General features: G+C 74.4%; 19 protein-coding genes, 1 tRNA gene and 1 pseudogene. 10 read left to right on the forward strand and 11 right to left on the reverse strand.

Features of this window, described 5'->3' with window-relative positions; genetic code table 11:
* Positions 1–196: 196 nt before the first annotated feature.
* The 3 genes from HCJ92_RS10825 to HCJ92_RS10835 form a co-directional block, all read right to left on the reverse strand.
* Positions 197–1,117: an RNA polymerase sigma factor SigF gene (locus HCJ92_RS10825; protein WP_167933289.1), complete on the reverse strand. Its 921-nt coding sequence runs from the start codon at positions 1,115–1,117 to the stop codon at positions 197–199.
* Between the two features lie 203 nt (positions 1,118–1,320).
* Positions 1,321–2,112: an RNA polymerase sigma factor SigF gene (locus HCJ92_RS10830; protein ID WP_338054122.1), complete on the reverse strand. Its 792-nt coding sequence runs from the start codon at positions 2,110–2,112 to the stop codon at positions 1,321–1,323.
* 293 nt (positions 2,113–2,405) lie between these two features.
* The gene (locus tag HCJ92_RS10835; protein WP_167933291.1) at positions 2,406–2,570 is read right to left on the reverse strand and encodes a hypothetical protein; all 165 of its coding nucleotides are present in this window, start codon (positions 2,568–2,570) and stop codon (positions 2,406–2,408) included.
* Positions 2,571–3,165: 595 nt separating this feature from the next.
* On the opposite strand from HCJ92_RS10835, the gene HCJ92_RS10840 reads away from it, so the two are divergent.
* Positions 3,166–3,252 (forward strand) — tRNA-Ser (locus tag HCJ92_RS10840).
* A 96-nt stretch (positions 3,253–3,348) separates the two neighbouring features.
* On the opposite strand, the gene tadA is transcribed toward HCJ92_RS10840, so the two are convergent.
* From tadA to HCJ92_RS10855, 3 genes are all read right to left on the reverse strand, one after another.
* Positions 3,349–3,813, reverse strand: a complete 465-nt coding sequence (tadA, locus tag HCJ92_RS10845) for a tRNA adenosine(34) deaminase TadA (protein WP_245240778.1) — start codon at positions 3,811–3,813, stop codon at positions 3,349–3,351.
* A gap of 257 nt (positions 3,814–4,070) precedes the next feature.
* Entirely contained in the window at positions 4,071–4,607 is a 537-nt protein-coding gene (locus tag HCJ92_RS10850) for a tRNA adenosine deaminase-associated protein (RefSeq protein ID WP_167933306.1), read from the reverse strand.
* Positions 4,608–4,683: 76 nt separating this feature from the next.
* Entirely contained in the window at positions 4,684–4,854 is a 171-nt protein-coding gene (locus HCJ92_RS10855; protein WP_167933292.1) for a hypothetical protein, read from the reverse strand.
* Positions 4,855–4,980: 126 nt separating this feature from the next.
* Here HCJ92_RS10855 and upp point away from each other — a divergent pair, with 126 nt between their 5' ends.
* Positions 4,981–5,613 (forward strand): uracil phosphoribosyltransferase, encoded by a 633-nt coding sequence (gene upp / locus HCJ92_RS10860; protein WP_167933293.1) that lies wholly within the window; start codon positions 4,981–4,983, stop codon positions 5,611–5,613.
* A 454-nt stretch (positions 5,614–6,067) separates the two neighbouring features.
* Here upp and HCJ92_RS10865 read toward each other — a convergent pair whose 3' ends face one another.
* From HCJ92_RS10865 to HCJ92_RS10885, 5 genes are all read right to left on the reverse strand, one after another.
* Entirely contained in the window at positions 6,068–6,790 is a 723-nt protein-coding gene (locus tag HCJ92_RS10865; protein WP_167933294.1) for a LytR C-terminal domain-containing protein, read from the reverse strand.
* Positions 6,791–7,105: 315 nt separating this feature from the next.
* A complete protein-coding gene (locus tag HCJ92_RS10870) occupies positions 7,106–7,402 on the reverse strand; it encodes a type II toxin-antitoxin system VapB family antitoxin (protein ID WP_167933295.1) in 297 nt (98 codons plus the stop codon).
* A gap of 220 nt (positions 7,403–7,622) precedes the next feature.
* A complete protein-coding gene (locus HCJ92_RS25355) occupies positions 7,623–9,401 on the reverse strand; it encodes a M28 family peptidase (RefSeq protein WP_167933296.1) in 1,779 nt (592 codons plus the stop codon).
* A 263-nt stretch (positions 9,402–9,664) separates the two neighbouring features.
* Complete coding sequence (locus HCJ92_RS10880; RefSeq protein ID WP_167933297.1) at positions 9,665–10,294, reverse strand: HhH-GPD-type base excision DNA repair protein; 630 nt, start codon at positions 10,292–10,294, stop codon at positions 9,665–9,667.
* A 127-nt stretch (positions 10,295–10,421) separates the two neighbouring features.
* The gene (locus HCJ92_RS10885; protein WP_167933298.1) at positions 10,422–10,745 is read right to left on the reverse strand and encodes a plasmid stabilization protein; all 324 of its coding nucleotides are present in this window, start codon (positions 10,743–10,745) and stop codon (positions 10,422–10,424) included.
* A 199-nt stretch (positions 10,746–10,944) separates the two neighbouring features.
* On the opposite strand from HCJ92_RS10885, the gene HCJ92_RS10890 reads away from it, so the two are divergent.
* The 8 genes and pseudogenes from HCJ92_RS10890 to HCJ92_RS10925 all read left to right on the forward strand — a co-directional run bounded on the left by HCJ92_RS10890 (position 10,945) and on the right by HCJ92_RS10925 (position 22,680).
* A complete protein-coding gene (locus tag HCJ92_RS10890; RefSeq protein ID WP_167933299.1) occupies positions 10,945–11,919 on the forward strand; it encodes an LLM class F420-dependent oxidoreductase in 975 nt (324 codons plus the stop codon).
* 144 nt (positions 11,920–12,063) lie between these two features.
* On the forward strand, positions 12,064–12,726 hold the full coding sequence (locus tag HCJ92_RS10895; RefSeq protein ID WP_167933300.1) for an HAD family hydrolase: 663 nt from the start codon (positions 12,064–12,066) through the stop codon (positions 12,724–12,726).
* 283 nt (positions 12,727–13,009) lie between these two features.
* Complete coding sequence (locus tag HCJ92_RS10900; protein ID WP_245240780.1) at positions 13,010–14,404, forward strand: FAD-dependent oxidoreductase; 1,395 nt, start codon at positions 13,010–13,012, stop codon at positions 14,402–14,404.
* Positions 14,405–14,924: 520 nt separating this feature from the next.
* Entirely contained in the window at positions 14,925–15,881 is a 957-nt protein-coding gene (locus HCJ92_RS10905; RefSeq protein WP_167933302.1) for an STM4015 family protein, read from the forward strand.
* Positions 15,882–16,102: 221 nt separating this feature from the next.
* Complete coding sequence (locus HCJ92_RS10910; protein WP_167933303.1) at positions 16,103–17,083, forward strand: STM4015 family protein; 981 nt, start codon at positions 16,103–16,105, stop codon at positions 17,081–17,083.
* Positions 17,080–18,192, forward strand: a pseudogene (locus tag HCJ92_RS10915) (STM4014 family protein); the annotation flags it as partial. The gene HCJ92_RS10910 and the pseudogene HCJ92_RS10915, both read left to right, overlap by 4 nt.
* Before the next feature lie 2,209 nt (positions 18,193–20,401).
* A complete protein-coding gene (locus HCJ92_RS10920; protein WP_167933307.1) occupies positions 20,402–21,277 on the forward strand; it encodes an STM4013/SEN3800 family hydrolase in 876 nt (291 codons plus the stop codon).
* Complete coding sequence (locus HCJ92_RS10925) at positions 21,274–22,680, forward strand: STM4012 family radical SAM protein (RefSeq protein ID WP_167933304.1); 1,407 nt, start codon at positions 21,274–21,276, stop codon at positions 22,678–22,680. The genes HCJ92_RS10920 and HCJ92_RS10925 overlap by 4 nt, the downstream gene beginning before the upstream one ends.
* The last annotated feature ends 135 nt before the right edge of the window (positions 22,681–22,815 follow it).

Raw genomic sequence — 22,815 nt, forward strand, 5'->3', positions numbered from 1 at the left:
CCCGGCTCACAGCGGGGTGCCCTCGAACCGCGCGAGCGCCTCGTCGGCGCCGTAGGGCCGCAGGTAGGGCATCCAGCGCGGGTCGGGTGCTGCGGGGCGTCGGGCGCTCCCTCGGACGGCCCGCCCGAGCGGCCGGCGTCCGAGTGCCGACGGGTGTGCCGGTGGCCCGGACCGGTGGTTCACCGGCCCGGGGCGGTCACTCCTCGGCGGTCAGGCCGTCGCGCAGCTGGGCCAGGGTGCGGGTCAGCAGCCGGGAGACGTGCATCTGCGAGATGCCGATCTCCTCACCGATCTGGGACTGGGTCATGTTGCCGAAGAAGCGCAGCATGATGATGCGGCGCTCGCGGGCAGGCAGCCGGGCCAGCAGCGGCTTCAGCGACTCGCGGTACTCGACGCCCTCCAGCGCGACGTCCTCGTAGCCGAGGCGGTCCGCCAGCGAGCCCTCGCCGCCCTCCTCCTCGGGGGAGGGGGAGTCCAGGGAGCTGGCCGTGTAGGCGTTGCCGACGGCCAGGCCGTCGACGACCTCGTCCTCGGAGACACCGAGGCAGACGGCCAGCTCCGGGACGGTGGGGGAGCGGTCCAGCCGGTGGGAGAGCTCGTCGCTCGCCTTGGTCAGGGCGAGGCGCAGCTCCTGGAGCCGCCGCGGGACGCGGACCGACCAGGAGGTGTCGCGGAAGAACCGCTTGATCTCGCCGACGACGGTCGGCATCGCGAAGGTCGGGAACTCCACGCCGCGTTCGCAGTCGAAGCGGTCGATCGCCTTGATCAGGCCGATGGTGCCGACCTGGACGATGTCCTCCATCGGCTCGTTGCGGCTGCGGAACCGGCCGGCGGCGTACCGCACGAGCGGGAGGTTCAGCTCGATCAGGGTGTCGCGGACGTAGCCGTGCTCGGGGCTGTCCGGGTCGAGGGTGGCGAGACGCTTGAAGAGGGACCGGGACAGGGTGCGGGTGTCCAGTCCGTCGGAGGTGCCCGGACCCACGGCGGCCGTCGTGGCGGCGTCCGAGGCGCCGCCGGGATGCGGCGCACCGTCGGGCCCGCCGTCGACGGCCGGCGCGGGAATGTGCGGCGTGCCGTGGGTGGAGAGCACCTTGGAGCTGCCCAGTTCTACGGACATGCCACCCCCTTGGAGGTCGTGGATGGATCGCAGTGGCACTCCCCGGTGTGAGAAGTGCGCCCGTCAGGTTGAATACCGGAGTTGCCCCTGCGACAAACGCTCGTCTAGCAGAATGTCACAAGTCATCAACACGATGTAGCGTCTTGTCGACAATGAGTTCCAGATCAAGCCACTTCCGTACAGGGGCTGTTCACCCCGACGGGTTAGGCATCGATCGTGTTTGTGGCCCTCAGTCTGCTGAAACTCCGCGAGATCAGCCGGGAGACGTGCATCTGTGAGAGGCCGAGTTCCGCACTGATCTGTGACTGCGTCAGATTGCGGTAGTAACGGAGCAACAGGATGCGCTGCTCGCGCTCGGGCAGCTGCACCAGCAGGTGTCGCACCAGTGAGCGGTGCTCGACGCCGTCCATCCCCGGGTCGTCGTGGCCGAGGCGTTCCCCGAGCGCGGGGGTGCCGTCCTCCCGCTCCTGCGACGCCTCCAGTGAGGCGACGCGGTAGGAGCGGCCGGCCTCGGTGCCGGCGAGCACGTCCTCCTCCGGTACCCCGAGCCGCTCGGCGATCTCCCCGGTGGTCGGGTTGCGGCCGAGGCTGAGGGTCAGTTCCTCGGTGGTGCCGTGGATCTGCACCCACAGCTCGTGGAGGCGCCGCGGTACGTGCACGGTGCGGACGTTGTCCCGAAAGTAGCGGCGGATCTCCCCGATGATCGTCGGCATCGCGAAGGTCGGGAACTGGATGCCGCGCGAGTTGTCGAAGCGGTCGATGGCGTGGATGAGGCCGATCGTGCCGACCTGCACGACGTCGTCCATCGGCTCGTTGCGGCTGCGGAAACGGTTCGCCACGTACCGCACCAGCGGCAGGTTCACCTCGATGAGTTCGCCTCGGACGCGCGCGTGCTCCGCGGTGCCGGGTTCCAGGCGGTCGATCTTCTCGAACAGTTGATGGGTGAGCGCCCTGGCGGCGGCGCCCCGCGATTCCCGGGTCTGCGTCGTCGCCACCGGCCGACCACCCCTTCGTCGTACCTGATATCCGGCAAGAGCGGTCATAGCATCACAAGACATATTGGTTGTGTGCAAGCACCCTCATAACGCCGTGTTGAGCAGAGGCCATGCCTTGCGGGTGCGTGACCGCTGCCCCGGTTGCGGCCGGTCGCGGTGGCCGGAACGCGCCCCGTGCGACCGCGCGCTGGGGTAAGCGGCGGGAAGGGCGTCGCGGACGCGGGGCCCCGACGCGCAGGCGACGGACGAGAAGTGCACGCTCCGGCGTACGCCTGGAGCGAAGGGGCGCGCTGTCAGTTCACGAGCGCCGTCATGAAGTCGCCCACGGCGCCGGCTGCCGAGGAGATCCCCTCGAAGCCCATCTGCACGATCTCCGCGGAGCGCTCCGGCGAGGTGATGATCGTGTACAGCACGAAGACGATCAGTACGAACAGGATGATCTTCTTGAGCTGCGCCATCGTCTCCCCCTCGGCGTGGCCCGCGGGGCCGCGGCACGCACCGCGCTGCGCACTCGGGTGAGCTGCGCGGTCGGGTGAGTTTAACCAGGCTTCCGGCGGAGTGTCCGGTGGTCGTTCGGTCGCAGGTGGGGAACCGGCTGCGGCGCGCGTGGCGCAGCCGGTGGAGGCCTCGCCCGAAAGGTGACGAAGGTCCCGCCAGGTCGGGTCGTTCGCGCCTCCCCGGGGGCCGCGTGCGGCGCATCCTGGAGACATGCCCGGCGGTGCCCCCACCGCCGGAGCGGACGGAACCGCCGCGGCCTCCGGCAGCCCCCCCGCCGGACCCCGCGAGCCCCGTCCGAACCCGGAGGAGGTGGCACGTCCCCCCGGCGCCACCTCCTCCGGCCCCTCCGCCGCCGTCGGCCCCTCCCGTCGCGGGCCCGCCGCCCCGGGCCGGGCTCTGCCCCCGTCGCGCTCCGATCCGTCCGCCGCGTCGAACGCGTCGCTCCCGGGTGCCGTTCCCCGGCTGCGGCGGGCCGCGCGGGACCCCTGCCGCTGGGCGCGGCTCTGCCCGTAACCCGATTTCGGCACAGCGCGACGTTGGGCTAGGATCTCTCTCGGTAGCGTGTCCGAGCGGCCTAAGGAGCTCGCCTCGAAAGCGAGTGTGGGGGCAACTCCACCGAGGGTTCAAATCCCTCCGCTACCGCAGATGGACGAAGGGGTGACGCCAGGCGGCGTCACCCCTTCGTGCTGTCCGCGTCCCGGTCCGCGTCCCGGTCCGTCCCGCCCGATGGCGCGCGGCTCAGCGCGGGGAGCGGAAGAAGTCGGTGAGGAGCTCTCCGCACTCCGCCGCCAGCACGCCGTGGAGTACCTCGGGCCGGTGGTTGAGGCGGCGGTCCCGCATCACGTCCCAGAGCGATCCCACCGCGCCCGCCTTGGCGTCGACCGCGCCGTACACGACACGGTCCACCCGGGAGAGGACGCCCGCCCCGGCGCACATCGTGCAGGGTTCCAGCGTCACCACCAAGGTGCATCCGGTCAGACGCCAGCCACCCAGGTGCCGCGCCGCGGCGCGCAGCGCGACCACCTCGGCATGGGCGGTGGGATCGCCGGTCGCCTCGCGCTCGTTGCGCCCGGTGGCGATGACCTCGCCGTGCGGCCCGCCCGGCCCGAGGACGACGGCGCCGATCGGTACGTCACCGGTCCGCGGCGCGGAGCGCGCCTCGGCCAGGGCACGGCGCATCGCGGGGACCCAGGGGTCACGCAGCGGGTCGGGCCGGGTGGCCGGCTGCGGCTGCGGCGCGGCGCCGGAAGCGACGAGCGCGACGGGCTGTTCTGCTCCGGAAGCGGCTCCGGAAGCGGCGGCCGATGGTCGGACGGCCGGGCCGGCCTCGGTGGCCGGGTCCGGGTCCGGGGAGCGGTCCGCGCCGGTGGGAAGGTACGGGGCGGCGGGGCCCTCCGGGCGGGGGCCGCCCCGGCCGGAGGGCGCGTCCCCCGTCGCGCCGGCCGGCCGGGGCGGGGTGGTCACCGCACTGCCTCCAGGACGTCGCCGCAGCCCAGGGCGTCGGCGATCTCAGCGAGGGCGTTGTCCGGGGTGAGGCTCAGAACGGCGGCGCTGTCCACCCCGAAGTCGGCCATCAGGCCGGGGTCGCCCACCGGGCCCTGCGGCACGGCCTCGGCCGCGTCGTCGGTGTCCTTGCCGGGCTCGGCGAGGGCGTCGGTGCCGTCCTCTGTGCCGTCGAGGTCCACCAGTTGGTCGAGCGCGTACGGGTCCTCGGGCTCGCGCCCCAGGAGCTCGTCGCTCAGCAGAATCTCGCCGTACGCGCTGCGCACGGCGCGTGCGGCGTCGGAGACGAAGACTCGCGGGTCGTCCTCACCGTCCACGCGGACGATTCCGAACCACGCGCCTTCCTGTTCGATGCAGACGAGGACGGGTTCCTCGTCGCTCCCGGTCTCGCGGGCCAGTTCGGCCAGCTCGTCCAGGGTCTCGACGTCGTCCAGTTCTCGGTCGCTCGCTTCCCAACCGGTCTCGGTTCTGGCGAGCAGTGCGGTGAAGTACACCTCGGCTCTCCCCACGTTCGGCATGCCTGTGGGCATCGTGGCAGAAAAGCGAGGATCTGTCGGGTAACTCAGCACTTCACCAGCGGAATGTCCGCATTCGCTGCTGACGGCGCATTCGTGCCGTGCGGGCGCGCCGGGGCTGTACGCGGTCGCGCAGCGCCTTGGCTTCCTGGAGATCGCGGAGGAACTCGGCGCGGCGGCGCCGGTGTGCCGGATCGGGGTCCTCGGGGTAGCCGGGTATCGGCATCCCTCACCTCCCAGTCATCAGTCCTCCACTGTCCCCCCACACCATGATCCCGTCCAGTCGGCGGAGCGATGACGGCCGATCGGCGGCCAGGTGTGGCGGGGCACAGCTGTTCGTTAGGGTCGGGGCATGCGGATTCACGTCGTCGACCACCCGCTGGTGGCGCACAAGCTCACAACGCTGCGCGACGAGCGCACCGATTCACCGACCTTCCGGCGACTGGCCGACGAGCTGGTGACCCTGCTCGCCTACGAGGCCACGCGGGACGTGCGGACGGAGCAGGTGGACATCCGGACGCCGGTCACCGGCACCACCGGCGTCCGGCTCTCGCACCCGCGCCCGCTGGTCGTCCCGATCATCAGGGCCGGGCTCGGCATGCTGGACGGAATGGTCCGGCTGCTGCCCACGGCGGAGGTCGGCTTCCTCGGCATGATCCGCGACGAGGAGACGCTGGAGGCGTCCACCTACGCCAACCGGATGCCCGAGGACCTCTCCGGCCGGCAGGTGTACGTGCTGGACCCGATGCTGGCGACCGGCGGCACGCTGGTCGCGGCCGTCCGCGAGTTGGTGGCCCGGGGCGCGGACGACGTGACGGCGCTCTGCCTGCTGGCGGCGCCGGAGGGCGTGGAGCTCATGGAGCGGGAGCTGGCCGGTGCGCCGGTGACCGTGGTGACGGCGTCGGTGGACGAGCGGCTCAACGAGCAGGGGTTCATCGTGCCCGGTCTCGGCGACGCCGGGGACCGGATGTACGGCACGGTCTGAACCGTGTCCGGGTCCGTGTCCGGCTCCGGCTGAGGAGATCACCGCCCGCCCCGGCGGTGTGACGGACGGACGGAAACCCCGCGGGCACCGACCTGAGTGTGTGAGACCCCACGTCGGATCGGCTCGCGGCGCCAGATGCGGTCAGCTGCACGGCGGAGGGGCACCCTCATACCGGGTTGTCTTCGGGTGTTCCTGACAACGCAGCAGATGGCCGTAGCTGGCGTCGCGGGCCCGGCGTGGGGTCTCACACACGCTCTGAGCGTCCACGCCCCCGAAGACCTCGAACACGTCGCCGAGCAACCCAACGGCCGCCCACGCAAGACGCTCGGCTGGGATACCCCAGCCGAGCGGCTTGCGTGATCTATTCACCACCTGAAACCACATGGTGTTGCGACGACCCCTTGAACCCACGTGGCGCGGACGCGGCGGGGGTTCGCCCGGGTGCGCCGTCCGGTCAGTTCCGGTCGGCGGCGGCCTCGGTGCGGGAGTCGGCGCGGCCGGTGCGGTCGGCTACGTCCGTCGATCCCTCGCCGGCGGCGGAGAAGCCGTCGGCGCAGGGGTCGTCCGGTGCCGCGATCAGCTCCTCCAGCAGGAGCGCCACCCGGGGTTCGTCGAGGAGCTCCCCGGAGTCCTCGCCGAGGATCAGGTCGACCTCTCCGCCGTCGCGCTCGACGGTGCCGGTCTCGGCGCTCTCCTCGCCGACGTGGCTGCCGAGTACCTGGAGAGCGCCGCTCTGCTCGGCGTCGTCCGCGCCGCGCAGCAGGCCGCCCGCCGGGACGGTGTCGACCAGTTCCTCGGGGGCGTTGTCCACCTCACCGATGACGAAGCCGCGTTCGGCGAGCGCGTCCGCGGTGTCCCGGGCGAGGCCGGTCCGGTCGGTCGCGTTGTAGACGTTGACGGTGATGGCGGAGGGCTCGGGGAGCGGGGTCCGTTCGACCTCCTCCACCTCGCACTCCGGTTCCACGACCGGGGCGGCCTGCGCGGCCGGTTCGGTCTGTCCGGTGAAGACGTCGACGAGCTGCGTGGTGCCGTAGCCCAGCAGTGCGAGGACCGCGAGTGACGCGACCAGTCCGGCGGCAGTTCGGCCGCGGCGGCGGGTCCGGCGCATCCGTGGGTAGCGGTCCCCCGTCACGCGGTAGTGCTTACCGCTCATTCCAGGGGGTGTGAGCATGCTCATAGCGGCAGCGTATCCAGGGTGGGTGGTTGTGCGTACCAGATGATCAGCGTATCGGGTGCCCGACGCGCCGTTCGCCGCACCCGGGTGGGCTCGCGACCCGTTCGGCTCAGCTGCGCCGTTCGGAGGTTCCGCACCGGCGCGCGGGCGCGGCGCCCGAACGGGGGCAGCGCTGAGGGCGGACGCCTCACGCCCCCTTCTGGCGGCGGGGTGGGGCTCGCACGGTCGGGGGCGCGGTGAGCGTCGAGGAGCGTCGCGAGGTCGGACTGTGCGGCCGGCGCGCGGGGCGGTGGCGAGCGGGGCGACGGGCGGCTGTCGTCAGCCGAGGTCGAGGACCCGCGCGTGCAGGACCTGGCGCTGCTGGAGCGCGGCGCGCACCGCTCGGTGCAGGCCGTCCTCCAGGTAGAGGTCGCCCCGCCACTTCACGACGTGCGCGAACAGGTCGCCGTAGAAGGTGGAGTCCTCCGCGAGCAGCGTCTCAAGATCCAACTGGCCCTTGGTGGTGACGAGTTGGTCCAGCCGCACGGGCCGGGGGGCGACGTCCGCCCACTGCCGGGTGCTGTCCCGGCCGTGGTCGGGGTAGGGCCGCCCCTCACCGATGCGCTTGAAGATCACAGGGAGAGCCTACCGGCAGGCACCCCGGTGGCGCAGCCTCGTGACGCCGCGGTGAACAGTGCGTATCGCGTCATAACGGGTGGTGTCGGTGTGTGATCTTGGCGTGAACCCTCGCGGCGCCCGCCTGACGGGCGCCGCGGCCGACCGGCGGAGGCGACGGAAGGCGGGCGGGCGGGAGGCCCCGTCCCGCCCGCCTTCCGCTGCCGCGGGGGTGCCGCTGTCAGCGGTCCAGCCGGTGCGCTGCCCGCTCGTGGGGCCCGCCGTGATCGGCGGTGCCGGAGCGAGTGGGCCGCGACTCGGGGACCGTTTCGGACAGCGAGCCCGTGTCCCAGGCGTAGCCGCCGACCAGGTGGGCGATGACGCGGGTGTTCACGTCGAGCGCCTCGGCGCTGATGTTGTCGAGGTCGTCGCACGCCCGGTGGTAGCAGGGGTCGTAGGGGGCGCCCACCTCGCCGCCCCACAGAGCGGCCTGCTCCGCGGTCTTGACTCCCTCCGCCCCGGTGAAGGTGCCGCCGGCCGGGATGCCGGCGTCGATGAACGGCCCGTAGTCGCTGCGGCCGTTGAAGGCGGTCGGCCTCGGCTGCTCGCCGCGGTCGTCGAGGAAGGTGTTGATGGCGTGCTCGATCTGCGCGGAACCGTCGGGGCCGGGGGCGGAGATCCCCTCGGAGCCGTCGCCGTCGTAGACGAACAGGCCGTAGTTGGGAGAGGCGATCATGTCGAAGTTGAGGTAGAGGTCGACGCGGTCCCGCTCGGCCTGGTCGAGTTCGGCGACGTAGTGCTCCGCGCCGAGCAGTCCGAGCTCCTCGGCGCCCCAGAACGCGAAGCGGACGGTGTTGCCGTGGTCCGGTTCCCTGCTGTCGACCCGCGCGGACTCGGCGAAGCGCAGCGCGGTCTCCAGCACCCCGGCGGTGCCCGAGCCGTTGTCGTTCATCCCGCTGCCGTCCAGGACGGAGTCGAGGTGGGCGCCGGCCATGACGACCGTGTCGGGGTCGCCGCCCGGGGTCTCGGCGATGACGTTGACGGTGCGGCGGTCCTCGGCGAGCTCGCGGAGCTCCATGTCGACGGTGACGGTCTCACCGGCGTCGAGCGCCTCGGAGAGGGCGCGGCCGTCGGCGCGGGAGATGCCGCCGGTCGGCAGCCGACCGGCGGCGGGGTCCCCGAGGGTGCCGCCGAGCGGACCGGTGCCGTCCTCGTTGTCGTAGATCAGGACGCCGACCGCTCCGGCGTCGGCTGCGCCCGCCTGCTTCTCCGCGAAGGTGCACAGCCCGCGTTCGATGAGGGCGATCCGGCCCTCGACCTCGGGACCGAAGTCGCCGGCGGCGCAGCCGGCGCCCGCCGCGGCGGCGACGTCCTCGGTGATGGCGGTCTGCCGCTCGGTGGCGGGGTCGCCGACACCGCCGGCCCGGACCTCCGTCAGCTCCGCCGTCACGCCGCCCTCGGGGGACGGCGCGGTGTAGGACATCGCCCGGACCTCGATGTCGCGGTCCTGGGGCGTCCGGACCGCGAGGCGCTCGGTGAGCGCCTCGCGGTAGGAGAAGTCGAACTCCTGGTAGGTGACGTCGTAGCCGGCCTCGTCCAGGAGTTCCCCGACGTGTCGGGCGGCGGCGTCGTACCCGGCGGTGCCGGCGGCACGGTTGCCGTCGTGCTTCTCGGCGATCCGCTGGAGTTCCTCCAGGTGGCGCATGGCGCCCTCGCCGGTGGCGCGTCCGACGAGGCGTTCGGCGAGGTGTTCGCCGCGGACCCGCTGGGCGAGCTCGGCCGCTGAGTCGGGCCCGTGGAGGGCGAGTCCCTCGTCGTCCCGGACCGACCCCACGGCGCCGTCCGGGCCGACCGGCCCGGGGAGCGACGGGAGGACGGACGCGGCGACCTCGCCGTCCACGGGGGCGGGCGGCGCGGAGACGGCGGGGGTGGTCAGCAGCAGGGGTGCGGCGAGCGCGGTGGCGAGCAGCGCTCCGAGCGTGCCACGGCTGCGGCCCAGTGGGCGTCGCGGTCCTCTCACGGTGCGGGGTCCTTCCGGTGCGGTCGGTGATGACTGCGGAAGCTATCCCCGGTGAGGGGGCGTGCGGCGCGGGTGACGCGCCCCCTGGCACCGGATGGCGCAACGCCACGCCCGGGAGTGCCGGTGTGATCACCCGATCGGTAGCGAGGGTGTGGTCACTCGGACGGCGGCTTGCGTCCACAGGACGACGGCGCACTCGGGGAGGGGTGCGCCGCGGCGCACCGGCCCGTCCGTCGGTGGCCCGTACGAACCGGGACGGGGCGTCAGCGGGTGCGGGCGGCGCGCTTCCCTGGGCCGCCGGCCCCGCCCGTGGACTTCGCCTCCTTGGCGGCCCGCTTCATCTCCTGCTTGTGTTCCCGGACCCGCGCCAGCGTCTCGGGTCCGGTGATGTCCGCGGCGGAGAGGTACGCGCCGTCCTTGCCGTAGTCGCCCGCGGCCTCCCGCCAGCCGGTGGGCCGCACTCCGAGACGCTTGCCGAGCAGCGCGACGAAGATCCGTGCCTTCTGCTCGCCGTAACCGGGCAGCTCCCGCAGCCGGGACAGCAGCTCCTCGCCGGTGTCGGCGGTGCGCCACACCGCTGCGGCGTCCCCGTCGTAGTGCTCCACCAGGTGCCGGCACAACTGCTGCACGCGCTTCGCCATCGACCCCGGGTAACGGTGGATCGCGGGCTTCCGCGCGCAGAGTTCGGTGAACTCCTCGGGGTCCATGGCGGCGATGCGGCCGGCGTCGAGGTCGTCCCCTCCCAGCCGCTCCAGCAGGGTGTGCGGCCCGGAGAAGGCCCACTCCATCGGTACCTGCTGGTCGAGGAGCATGCCGACCATGGCCGCCAGCGGGCTGCGGCCGAGCAGCGCGTCGGCGTCGGGGTCCTGGGCGATCCGCACGGTCTGGTCCATGGCCCCATGATGTCCCCGGGCTCCGCCACCCGCACGCGGGCCCGCCGCGCCCCGCCGTACCGGCGGGTCGGCCCCCGTGCCGCTGCTCCCGCCCCGTCGCTCCCGCCCCGTTGTCACCGCCCCGTTGTCACCGCCGCAACGCGCGCTCCAGCTCTGCCTTGCGCATCGAGGAGCGGCCCTTCACCCCCTTGCGCTGGGCCTCCGCGTACAGCTGGTCGTAGGTGCGCCCGCCCGGCCCGCTGTGGGACCGCTTCCCGCCGCGCCGCGAAGCCGACATGTCCTCGGTGGAGGTGCGGCTCGCCGTGCGGCTCTCACCGGCCTGGGCGCGCTCCTTGTTGACGGTCCGCGCCGCGATCTCCTTGGCGCGACCGGGAGGTGTGCCGCGTTTCTCGGCGCTCTCCTTGACGTGCTCGTACTGGCGCTCCCGCTTGGGCGAGGAACCGCTGGGCATGGGGTCTCCCTCCGATGTCGGACGTCCCCGTACACCTCGACGGTCACACCGGGCCGTCCAGAAGGCACGTCGGCCGCGCCGTTCGGCCCCGCGGACCCCGGCCCGACGGGTCCCGGACGACCGCCGCGGACGGCGGCGGACCGCCCGACCGGGTGCCCCGGGCTGCGGATCGCGCTCCGAACGCTCCACCATGTCTCGTATGTCCCAGAGTGTGCGATTCGGATACACGATGATGACCGAGCAGGCGGGCCCCCGGGATCTCGTCGACCACGTGGTGGCCGCCGAACGTGCCGGGTTCGACTTCTCCGTCACCTCCGACCACTACTTCCCCTGGCTCGCCGCGCAGGGCCACTCGCCGTACGCGTGGAGCGTGCTGGGCGCGGCGGCGCAGGCCACGTCGACGATCCCCCTCATGACCTATGTGACCTGCCCGACGGTCCGCTACCACCCCGCCGTCGTGGCCCAGAAGGCGGCGACGATGCAGCTGCTCTCCGAGGGCCGGTTCCGGCTGGGGCTCGGCTCCGGCGAGAACCTCAACGAACACGTCGTCGGCACCGGCTGGCCCGCGCCCGCCACCCGCCTCGCCATGCTCTCCGAGGCCGTCGACATCATCCGCGCCCTCTTCGACGGCGGGGACGTCACCCACCACGGCGAGCACTACGACGTCGAGAACGCCCGCCTCTGGGACCTGCCCGCGGAACCGCCGCCCATCGGCATCGCCGTCTCCGGCCCGCTCTCCTGTCGTCTCGCCGGCGAGCAGGGCGACCTCGTCATCGCGACCGAGCCCCGCGGCGAGCTGCTCGACGCGTTCGACCGGCACGGCGGCACGGGCAAGCCGCGGGTGGGCCAGCTGCCCGTCTGCTACGACCCGGACCGGGACGCCGCCGTCGCCCGCGCCCACGAGCAGTTCCGCTGGGCGCTCAACCCCTGGAGCGTCAACTCGGAGCTGCGCGGGCCCAAGGGCTTCGCCGCAGCCACCGGCAACACCGACCCCGAGCAGGTGGCCGGGACCATCCCGTGCGGCGACGACCCGCGGGAGTTCGTCCGCGCCGTCCAGCCGTTCATCGACGCCGGGTTCACCGAGATCGCCCTCGTCCAGGTCGGGGGAGACCACCAGTTCGCGTTCCTCGACTGGGCGCGCGACACCCTGCTCCCCGCACTGCGGGTGCGGTGACCGGGCGCCGCGGGCACCGCACCCGCCCACCGGCCCGGCGATCGGCCGCGACCACCACTGTTGCCGTGGCCCGTCGCCGGGCAGGCGTTCCCGACGCGACCCGCGACACCAGGCCCGGTAGGCGCCGGGCCCGAGGAGGATTTCATGACCCGCGCCGCAGTCTTCGACGTGGACGGCACCCTGGTCGACAGCAACTACCTGCACACCGCGGCGTGGACGGAGGCGTTCCGGCAGACCGGGCACCCCGTCACGGGCCGCGACGTCCACCGGGCCCTCGGCCTGCCCGGCCACGACCTCCTCGCCCGGCTGCTGGGCGAGGCGCACGACCCCGAACTGGCCGACACACTGCGAGCCGCCCACAAAACCCTCTACGCCACCCACTTCGAACGCCTCCGCCCGCTGCCCGGCGCCGCCGAGCTGCTGCGCGCCGTCGCGGACCGAGGCTGGCGGGTCGTCCTCGCCACATCGGCCGACGGTGAGGAACTCCAGGCGCTCCGGCGGGCGATCGACGCGGACGACGTCATCACCGACACCGCCTCGGCGGACGACGTGACCGAGGGCAAGCCCGCGCCGGAGCCCGTCCACCACGCCCGCTCCCTCGCCGGCGACGTCCCCGCCGAGCAGACCGTCTTCGTCGGCGACTCGGTGTGGGACATGCGGGCGGCGGCCCGCGCCGGCGCCACCCCGATCGGGGTGACCTGCGGCGGACTCGCCGCGGAGGAGCTGTGGGCGGCCGGTGCTGCGGAGGTGCACGCCGGTCCGGCGGCGCTGCTCGACGCCCTGGCGGTCAGCCCGTTCGGGCGGTGAGCGGCGTGCGGCGGCGGGGCGCCGTCGTGGGCGCGGTGAGCGGGGGCGGGGCGCCGTCATGACCGGGCCCGGGGCGCCGGGGCGGCGCGGCGTTCGGCCGACGCTCTCCGCGGGCAGCGGTGGATCAGCCGTCAGGTCCCGCACCGGGCGGTGCGGCGCGTGCGCGGGCGGGCGTGCGCCCCGGGGCGGGCGGAGTGCCACCATGGGACCCGCCCGGACCGCCGGGCACGCCCGGCCGATCGGGCACACCGAAGGGAGAGGCGCCGTGAGCGCTGCACGACGCATGGTGGTGGTCGGCGGGGACGCCGCCGGGATGTCGGCGGCTGCGCAGGCCCGCCGGCTGCTGTCCGCCGACGAGTTGGAGATCATCGCCTTCGAGCGCGGGGACGACACCTCCTATTCGGCCTGCGGCATCCCGTACTGGGTCGCCGGTGACGTCGAGGAGCGGGACGACCTCGTCGCCCGCTCGCCCGAGGAGCACCGCCGCCGGGGGCTGGACGTGCGGACCCGGACCGAGGTGATCGCCCTCGACCCCGACCGCAGCCGGGTCCGGACCCGCGACGCCGGGGGCACCGAGGAGTGGCACGGGTACGACGACCTCGTCATCGCCACCGGCGCGACCCCGCTGCGGCCCCCGATCCCCGGCATCGACGCCGAGGGCGTGTACGGCGTGCAGGACCTGGCGGACGGTGAGGCGCTCCGCAAGGCCGTCTCCCGCCTCGCGCCGGACGGGCCTGGCGGCGAGGGCGGCGCGGGCTCACCGCCTCGCGCCGTCGTGATCGGCGCCGGCTACATCGGCATCGAGATGGCCGAGGCGATGGTGCGGCGCGGTTTCCGCGTGACCCTGGTCGATCGCGCCCCCGAGCCCATGACCACCCTCGACCCCGACATGGGCACCCTGGTCCGCGAGGCCATGAACGCCATGGGGATCGAGACCGTGATGGGCCGGGCCGTCACCGAGATCGAGACCGGTGAGGACGGTGCGGTCCGCGCGGTCCGCACCGCCGACAGCCGTCACCCGGCCGACCTGGTCGTCCTCGGCCTCGGCACCAGCCCGCGCACCGCGCTCGCCGAGGCGGCGGGGCTGCCGCTCGGCGAGTCCGGCGGTCTGCTCACCGACCGTGCCATGCAGGTCCGCGGCCATCGCCACATCTGGGCGGGCGGCGACTGCGTCGAGGTCGAGCACCGGCTCACCGGCATGACCCGGCACATCCCGCTCGGCACCCACGCCAACAAGCACGGGCAGATCATCGGCTCCAACATCGCCGGGGAGTACGCCACGTTCCCGGGCGTGGTGGGCACCGCCGTCAGCAAGGTCTGCGAACTGGAGATCGCCCGCAGCGGACTGCTGGAGGCGGAGGCCACGGAGGCCGGCCTCCAGTACGTGACCGTCACCGTGGAGGCGACCAGCCGGGCCGGTTACTACCCGGGCGCCCGCCCCATGCACGTCAAGATGCTGGCCGAGCGCCGGACCGGCCGACTGCTCGGTGCCCAGATCGTCGGCCGGGAGGTCGCCGCCAAGCGGGTGGACGTCGTCGCGACGGCGCTCACCGCCGGGATGACGGTCACCGACATCGTGATGCTCGACCTCGGGTACGCCCCGCCGTTCTCGCCCACCTACGACCCGGTGCAGGTGGCGGCGCGCAAGGCCGCGGCGGCGGTGCGGGCGGCGGGCTGACGCGGCGCGGACGGCGGCGCCGGGCGCCCGCCCGGCCGTCGCGGTGGGGCAGCCGTCCGCAGTGCCCCGTCCGCAGTGCCCCGTCCGCGGTGGGTCCCGTCCGCGGTGGGTCCCGTCCGCGGTGGGTCCCGTCCTCCCGTGCACGGTGCCCCGTCAGCGAGCGGCACCGGCGGGAAGCTGCTTCCGTTCCGCCGGTCCGTGTCCTCGCGGTCCCCCGTTCCGCTGCTCAGGGAAGAGCCTGGCAGCCGGGTACGACAACACCGCCCCCTGCCCGCCCCGCCCGCCGCCCGGGCGGCGGGCGGGGCGGGCGGCGGCGTGTTCAGGACGAGGCGTCCGCGCCCGGGGCCGGGCGGGCCACCGTCGGCACCACCGCGGTGACGGACGGTGCGTGGCGGCGGCGTGTTCCTGCCGGTTTTCCACAGGCGCGCACCCGCTGTCGGTCGCCTCTGGCAGCATCAGCCCCACTCGTCACGACGCCGGGTGCGATGACGGGGGAGAACGCGCCGCCGCTTGGAGAGCCATGAGCATCAATCAGCATCTGGACGTCTTTCACGACCTGCCCGTCCGCCGCTTCGGGCCGCCGTCGGCGGACCACTCGGAGTTCACCGACCACGGTTCCGTGGCCTGGAACATCCATGTGGACCCCTACGGCGACGAGGAGGAGGAGTTCACCGAGGCGTTCGCACGGTTCGAGCGCACCGTCGACCTCTCGCAGGTCAGCGCGTTGATCATCGGATCGTGGGGCGAGGTCTACGACAACGACTCCTCCGAGGCCGTCGCGTGCGTCCTGGCGGTCAAGGACCGCCTGACCTCGCTGCGGGCGCTGTTCGTCGGCGACCTGGTCCTGGAGGAGGCGGAGATCTCCTGGATCGAGCAGTCCGACCTCACCCCGCTGCTGGAGGCCTTCCCCGACCTGGAGGTCTTCGGCGCCCGCGGCGGCACCCGCCTGGTGCTGCGCCCGGTCGAGCACGCCGCGCTGCGCTCGCTGCTCGTGGAGACCGGCGGCCTCCCCCGCGAGGTCACGCAGGCGGTCAGCGACAGCAGCCTGCCCGCCCTGGAACGTCTGGAACTCTGGATCGGCCAGGAGAACTACGGCTGCACCACCACCACCGAGCACCTCGCCGGCCTGCTCTCGGGCGCTCGACTGCCCGCCCTCCACCACCTCGGGCTCCGCAACGCGGACGACCAGGACGCGGTGGCCGCCGCGGTGGCCGCGGCTCCCGTGGTCAGGCAGCTCAAGACCCTCGACCTGTCGATGGGAGCACTCACCGATGCCGGTGCCGACGCGCTGCTCGCCGGCCAGTCGCTGGCGCACCTCTCCTCCCTCGACCTGTCGTACCACTACCTGAGCGACGCGGCCGTCGCCCGGGTACAGGCAGCGATGGACGAGGCGGGGGTCGCGGTGGACCTCTCCGACCAGCAGGAGCCCTACGTCTACAAGGACGAGGAGCACCGCTACTCGGCGGTCGGCGAGTGACCGCGGTGGGCGCGGGCGGGGACGTCCACCCCGGCCGCGCCCACCGACGCCGGGTCCGCCGCACCCGCCGCACCCGCCGTTCCGCCGCGCCGCCCGACCTCCGCGCGTCGCCCAGCACCTCGCGGCACCCAGCACCCCGCGGCGGATCCGCCCCACCGCGACACCACCACACCTCGACCGGCCGGCGCCGTCGCGCCGCCGGGCCGTCCCCAGGGGGAGCCTTGACCGACCACGGCCACGCCGACCAGCCCGTCGACCTTCCCACCGAGCCGTACGAGGGGCCCGGCGCCGCCACCGCCGTCGCCGACCACGGCGCTGTCGCCTGGCACCTCTCGTGCGACCGCGGCGGGCGGGAGATCCCCTTCGCTGACGTCTTCCGCTCCTTCTGCGAGCACGTTCGCACCGAGGAGGTGCGGGAGGTGCGGATCGGCACCTGGGACGAGATCGGCAGCACGGGCTCGGAGGAGGTGGTCGCCCTGCTGTGCGGGGCCGCCGAACGCTTTCCGGCGCTCCGTGCCCTCTACCTCGGGGACATCCCCTGGGAGCAGTCGGAGATCTCCTGGATCGTCCAGTCGGACGTCACCCCGCTGTTGACGTCCTTCCCCCGGCTCCGCCGGCTCGTCGTGCGCGGCTCCGGTGTCGGGCTGCGGCCCGTTCTCCACGAGGAGCTGCGACTGCTCCGGATCGAGACCGGCGGACTGCCCGGCGCGACGGCCCGCGCCGTGGGCGCCTGCGACCTGCCGTCGCTGCGGGAGCTCGAACTCTGGATGGGGGAGGAGGAGTACGGCGCCGACTCGGACGTGGAGGACCTCGCCGGGATCCTCTCCGGGGAGCGGCTGCCCGAGCTGCGCCACCTGGGCCTGCAGAACAGCGAGTACCAGGACGCGATAGCCGCCGCCGTCGCCACGGCGCCGGTGGTGCCGCGGCTGCGGACGCTCGACCTCTCGATGGGGGCGCTCGGTGACGCCGGCGCCACCGCGCTGCTGGCGGGCCAGTCCCTGGCCCACCTGGACTCGCTCGACCTCTCGCACCACTTCATGAGCGACGAGGTCGTGGGGCGGGTTCGCCGCCGCATGAGGTCGCTGGAGGTCGAGGTGGACCTCGACGAGCAGCTGGAGGAGGAGCACGACTGCGAGGAGGGCACGGAGGGCGGTCCCGACTGCGACTGCGTCGGGTACCGGTACGCGGCGGTCGGCGAATGATCCGCACCACTGTCGTCGGCAACCCGGACAACCGTCGCGTCGCCCTCCACGCCGCGGCCGTCCGGGCGGCCGGGCTGCCCGCGCCGCGTGTGCTGCCGTGGCTGGACGTGCTGACCACGCTGCGGGAGCACGGCCCCTCGGCGCTCCCCGGCTTCGCGCCGGACGAGATCGTCCGCATGGACTCGCCCGGCGAGGACGCCGCGGTGGACGCACTGCTCCGCGGTGCAGGCGACCCGACGCGGGTCGAGGGCGGCGCCCGCTGGTACGGGCAGTTCATGACCGCCGTTCGTGCGGTGGCCGACCGGGCCCGAGCGGACGGCGCCCGACTCCTCGACGACCCCGACGAACTCGCGGTCCTCTTCGACAAACGGCTGTGCCACGGCGTGCTCCGGGAGGCGGGAGTCCCCGTCCCGGAGTCCCCGACCTCCGGCCCGGCCGCTCCGGTGCCGCGCGGATGGGAGGACGTCCGCGCCACCGGGCTCGGACGGTTCTTCGTGAAGCCGGCCCACGGGTCGTCGGCATCCGGCGTACTCGCGGTCCAGTGGGGGCCCGCGGGCCGCATCCGGGCCGTCACCTCGGTGGAGCGTGACGGCGAGGGCCGGCTCTTCAACTCGCTGCGCGTCCGCACCCTCACCGAGGAGCGGGAGATCGGCGGGCTGGTCGACGCGCTGGCGCCAGACGGACTGCATCTCGAACGCTGGTGGCCCAAGGCTTCGCAGGGGAACCGCTCGGTGGACCTCCGGGTCGTGGTGGTCGGCGGGCACGCCACCCACGCGGTGCTGCGCGCCGGCCGCTTCCCGATGACCAACCTGCACCTCGGCGGGGTGCGCGGCGACCTCGACGCCGCCCGTCGGGCCGCCGGACCGGTGTGGGAGGAGGCACTCGCCGTCTGCGAGCGCGCGGCCTCCCGGTTCCCGGGGACGCTCTGCGTCGGCGTGGACCTGCTGCCGAGCGTGCGGTGGGAACGGGTCGCGGTCGGCGAGGTCAACGCCTTCGGCGATCTGCTGCCCAGGCTGACCGGGCTCCCGGGCAGCGGAGCGGAGGACCTCGACACCTACGGCGCGCAGGTCGCCGCACTGCTGCGAGGCGCCGGTCGCCGCGGCACCGCCGCACCGCCGCGCCCCACCGGGGGCGAGCCACGCGACGACGCGGCGGACCACGCGGCGGCGGACGGGCCTCGCGGCGGCGCGGCCGACGCCGGTCACCCTCCGGCGCAGCCGCGGGACTCCGGGCCGACGGGCGTCCCGCCCGACGGCCCGGCACGGCCGCGCATCGCCGCTGGGGCGCCGTGGTCGGCCGACTCCCCCGACTCGGCTGCGGTCGTGGCCGGGACGGGGGCGGTGGCGTGGTCGGCCCGGCCGGTGGGCTCGACCGACCAGGCTGCGGCTGTGGCCCGGCCGGTGGGCTCGTCCGGGGGGACGGGAGCGGTGGGGCCCGCCGCCGTCGGCGGACACCGGGAGGCCGACCCGGGGCCGAGGGCCGGCACGGTGCCGGCCGGAGCCGCGGGCGGGAGACCGGTCGAGACGTCGCGCGACGAAGCCGACCGGGCCGAACCGATGGTGATGATGCCGCTCGCCTGGCGGGGGAGTGGCACCGATGGCGCGTGACTGTGAAACGGCGCCTGCCGACCCCGGGTCTCCGCTCGACGGGCGCCCCCTGCCGGACGGGCACGTCGTGCCGGGTGGGATCGGCGGCGCACCCGCCGGGCTCCACCGCGGCGAGGTCGGTGCAATTGCAGGGGTCGCCCCCGGTGCGCTCGGGTCGGGAACCGCCCGGCAGGGTGACCGCGTGGACACCGTGGACGGCGCGAGCAGTGCGCAGCACAAGGGAACGAACGAGAGCAGCGTGGAGGGCGAAGAGGTGGCGGGGCACCGCGACAGGATCGGGACATTCGGTACACCGGGAGGGGGCGACCACCGCCCCCCACGCCCGGCCGAGGGTGCGCGGCACCTCGACGCCGACGCGAGCCCCTTCGGAACCGCGGACCGGACGGGCCGCACGGACGGGCCGACGCCTGTCGGCACCGGCGGGGCCGGGGACCGCGACGGTGGCCTGGGCACGGCGGGTCGGCACGGTCCGGTCGGCGAGGAGCCGTCGGCGGGTCCCCCCACCGGCGTGGCGGGTGGGAACCCGCTGCGCGCCACGTCCGCGGGCCGACGTCCCCCTGCGGAAGCGCCGTCGGCCGGACGGCCGGTGATGAGCACACCCTCGACGACGGCGGAGGCGGAGCCCCCGGCCACCTCGTCCCCGCTCGGCTCGCCCATGGGCGCGCCCGCCACGGACGCGCCGGTCCCTTCCCGTCCGGCGGAACCCCGGGCGGTGGCGCGGAGCGCCCGAGCCGGCATGGGACGTGCCGCAGCCCGTCGCGCGCCGAACGACACCGCCGGCCGCGGTACCGCGGGTTCCGGGGTCACGGTCACCACCGCCTCGGTCCCTGCCGCCGGCGGACACGCCCCTCTTGACCCCGACGGCTCGGACGACACAGCCACGGACGACGCGGCCACGGACGATGCAACCCCCGCCGCCGTCGGGCCGGTCGCCGTCCGCCGGGCCGCTTCCGACCCTCGACGCCCCGGTCTCACCTCGGGCGGTGAACCGTCGGACGGTCGGCAGGCCAACCGACGGGGGAGGCCGCCCGGCGTCCATCCGCCGCGTTCCGACGTCGGGTTCCCGCCGGGAACGTCGCCGGCGTCCGCGACGGGCGGTACGTCCTCGGGCGCCGGCGACCGGCCGGGCCCCCCGAGCCCGACCGCCGTGCGACCCACCCCCGCGGCTCCGACAGCGTCGGCCGCGCCCGTCACTCCCGCCACGCTCGAAGCAGCCGCCCGCCTGCGGGCGACGCGGCACCGCCCCACGCCGCCCCGGACATCGCAACAATCCCCCGGCTCCGCTGCCGCCGGTGCCCCGGCCCCGGCCGACACCGCCCCGCACGACACTGCCCGGCCCGCAGCCGGGGCGCTGTCCGCCGCACCCGCGCACCGCGCTTCTTGGCAGGTGCCCGGCGATGACGACCGCCCCACGCACGACCGCCCCACGCACGACCGCCCCATGCACGACCAGCCGCAGTACGACCACCTCGCGCACGAGCGCCCGCCGCACGGCGCCTCGGCCGGTGGCAGCGCGCGGTTCGACGCCGGGGGCCGGGACCAAGCCCCGCCCCGCCGTGCCCCGCACGACGGCCCGGCCTCCGACGCCCGCGCCTCCCAGACTCGCGGCCCCGAGGCTCGCGATCCCCACGACCGCACGGGTGGCAGTGTGCCGTCGACCGTCCGGGCGGCGGCTCCGGAGCCGAGCGGGCCGGAGCCCGGAGGGCCGGACATGAACGAGATCGTCGGTCGCGACGACATCCTGCTCGTCACCCTGGACACCCTCCGCCACGACGTCGCCGTCGAACTGGCCGAGGCGGGCCGCATCCCGAACCTCGCCCGCCATCTCCCCGGCGGCGCATGGGAGGAGCGGCACGCCCCCGGCAGCTTCACCTACGCCTCCCACCAGGCGATCTTCGCCGGGTTCCTGCCGACACCGGCCGAGCCGGGCATCCACCCCCGGCTCTTCGCCGCACGGTTCGCAGGCAGCGAGAGCACCGCCTCCCGCACCTTCGTCCACGACACCCCCGACTTCGTCAGCGGGTTGGCCGCCACCGGCTACCACACCGCCTGCATCGGCGGGGTCGGCTTCTTCAACAAGCAGGGACCGCTGGGCACGGTGCTGCCCGCGCTGTTCCAGGAGAGCCACTGGGAGCGGTCCTTCGGGGTCGCCTCCCCGGATTCCTTCGAGGCGCAGGTCGCCTGTGCCGAGCGGCTCGTGACGCGGGTCCCGGCCGATCAGCGGCTCTTCCTCTTCGTCAACGTCGCCGCCCTGCACCAGCCGAACTGGTTCCACTCACCGGGGGCGAGCGAGGAGGCCGGGGACAGCCGCGCCACCCACGCCGCCGCGCTGGAGTACGTGGACCGGCACATCGGCCGGCTCTTCGCCGCCATGTCCTCGCGCCGCAGGTGCTTCGCCATCGTCTGCTCCGACCACGGGACCGCGTACGGCGAGGACGGCCACACCGGTCACCGCATCGGCCACCCCGTGGTCTGGACGGTGCCCTACGCGCACTTCTCCCTGCCCGGCCCGTCGGACGGCCCAAAGGACGGCCCGTCCGACGACGCGCCGCAGGGAGCCGACACCCCCGGAGCCGAGGCGACATGAGCACCACCACCGTCGACGAGACGGGCGCGAGGACGGCGGGCAGCCCCTACCAGTCCTACGTCTACGCCTACCCGCACAAGACGGCCTACCGGCCCCTGCCGGAACGGCCGGCGCTGCGCGGGTTGTGGCAGGGCGAGCCGCAGGACGCCCTCTCGCTCTACGCACACATACCGTTCTGCGAGGTCCGCTGCGGCTTCTGCAACCTCTTCACCCGCATCGGCGCCCCCGAGGGGATGACCACCGCCTACCTCGACGCGCTGGAACGGCAGGCCCTGACGGTGCGGGAGGCGCTGGAACCCGGCGCGCGCTTCGCGACCGCCGCGTTCGGCGGCGGGACCCCGACCTTCCTGACCGCCGCCGAGCTGGAGCGGCTCTGCGACATCGCCGAGCTGCGGATGGGCGCCCCGCTGGCGGACATCCCGCTGTCGGTCGAGAGCTCGCCGTCGACGGCCACCGCGGACCGAATGGCGGTGCTCGCCGCCCGGGGCGCCACCAGGGTGAGTATCGGCGTGCAGAGCTTCGTGGGCGCGGAGGCGCGGGCGGCGGTCCGGCCGCAGCGGAGGGCCGAGGTGGAGGCGGCGCTCGGCCACATCCGGGACGCGCGCATCCCGACGCTCAACATCGACCTCATCTACGGCATCGACGGCCAGACCGAGGACAGCTTCGACGTCTCGCTCGACGCCGCGCTGCACTGGCGGCCGGAGGAGCTCTACCTCTACCCGCTCTACGTGCGGCCCGGCACCGGCCTCGGCCGGCGCGGGCCGGACGGCGCCGGTGCGACCGGTGAGGCGTTCGGCCCCTCGCACCGCGGCGGTGGTTCCCCGCACCCGGAGTGGGACGAACAGCGGCTCCGCCTGTACCGCCACGGCCGGGACCGCTTGCTGGCGGCCGGCTACCGGCAGGCGTCCATGCGGCAGTTCCGGCGCGCGGATGCGCCCGCCACGGGGGAGGACGACTACGCCTGCCAGACCGACGGCATGGTCGGCCTGGGGTGCGGGGCCAGGTCCTACACCTCGCGGCTGCACTACTCCTTCGGCTACGCCGTGGCGATGCCCGCCATCAGGTCGATCATCGACGAGTACGTCGCCGCCCCGGACTTCGCGCACGCGGAGGTCGGCCGCTGGATGGACGCGGGCGAGGCGCGGCGACGGCACCTGCTCCAGTCGCTGCTCCAGGCGGACGGTATGGACCTCGCCGACTACCGCCACCGGTTCGGCACCGACCCGCGAGAGGACTTCCCCGCGGAGACGGCGCGGTTCGACGCGCGGGGCTGGCTGGCGGGGGAGGACGCGCCGGGCACGTTGCGGCTGACGCCGGAGGGGCTGGCGCACTCCGACGCCATCGGTCCCGACCTGTTCTCGCCGGTGGTCCGGGCCGCCATGGACGACTACGAGCAGCGATGAGCACCCCCGAGCCGCCGCCGGGCGCCCACCGGGCCGCCGCCGGCTCCGCCGTGCCGGACGACGCGCCCCGCACCACGGCGGTCCCCGGCTGCGCCGCCCGTGCCGGCCGTGGTGCGAGACGCTACGCATGCTACC

It is taken from the genome of Streptomyces spiramenti (genome assembly GCF_012034385.1).
GTDB classification, from domain to species: domain Bacteria; phylum Actinomycetota; class Actinomycetes; order Streptomycetales; family Streptomycetaceae; genus Streptomyces; species Streptomyces spiramenti.

Excerpts from the sequence above, each read along its gene's own strand:
- HCJ92_RS10920 (WP_167933307.1), top strand. The coding sequence starts at position 20,402 with ATGAACGAGATCGTCGGTCGCGACGACATCCTGCTCGTCACCCTGGAC.
- upp (WP_167933293.1), top strand. The coding sequence starts at position 4,981 with ATGCGGATTCACGTCGTCGACCACCCGCTGGTGGCGCACAAGCTCACA.
- HCJ92_RS10890 (WP_167933299.1), top strand. The coding sequence starts at position 10,945 with ATGTCCCAGAGTGTGCGATTCGGATACACGATGATGACCGAGCAGGCG.
- HCJ92_RS10925 (WP_167933304.1), top strand. The coding sequence starts at position 21,274 with ATGAGCACCACCACCGTCGACGAGACGGGCGCGAGGACGGCGGGCAGC.
- HCJ92_RS10825 (WP_167933289.1), bottom strand. The coding sequence starts at position 1,117 with ATGTCCGTAGAACTGGGCAGCTCCAAGGTGCTCTCCACCCACGGCACG.
- HCJ92_RS10905 (WP_167933302.1), top strand. The coding sequence starts at position 14,925 with ATGAGCATCAATCAGCATCTGGACGTCTTTCACGACCTGCCCGTCCGC.
- HCJ92_RS10895 (WP_167933300.1), top strand. The coding sequence starts at position 12,064 with ATGACCCGCGCCGCAGTCTTCGACGTGGACGGCACCCTGGTCGACAGC.
- HCJ92_RS10880 (WP_167933297.1), bottom strand. The coding sequence starts at position 10,294 with ATGGACCAGACCGTGCGGATCGCCCAGGACCCCGACGCCGACGCGCTG.
- HCJ92_RS10865 (WP_167933294.1), bottom strand. The coding sequence starts at position 6,790 with ATGAGCATGCTCACACCCCCTGGAATGAGCGGTAAGCACTACCGCGTG.
- HCJ92_RS10855 (WP_167933292.1), bottom strand. The coding sequence starts at position 4,854 with ATGCCGATACCCGGCTACCCCGAGGACCCCGATCCGGCACACCGGCGC.
- HCJ92_RS10885 (WP_167933298.1), bottom strand. The coding sequence starts at position 10,745 with ATGCCCAGCGGTTCCTCGCCCAAGCGGGAGCGCCAGTACGAGCACGTC.
- HCJ92_RS10835 (WP_167933291.1), bottom strand. The coding sequence starts at position 2,570 with ATGGCGCAGCTCAAGAAGATCATCCTGTTCGTACTGATCGTCTTCGTG.
- HCJ92_RS10900 (WP_245240780.1), top strand. The coding sequence starts at position 13,010 with ATGGTGGTGGTCGGCGGGGACGCCGCCGGGATGTCGGCGGCTGCGCAG.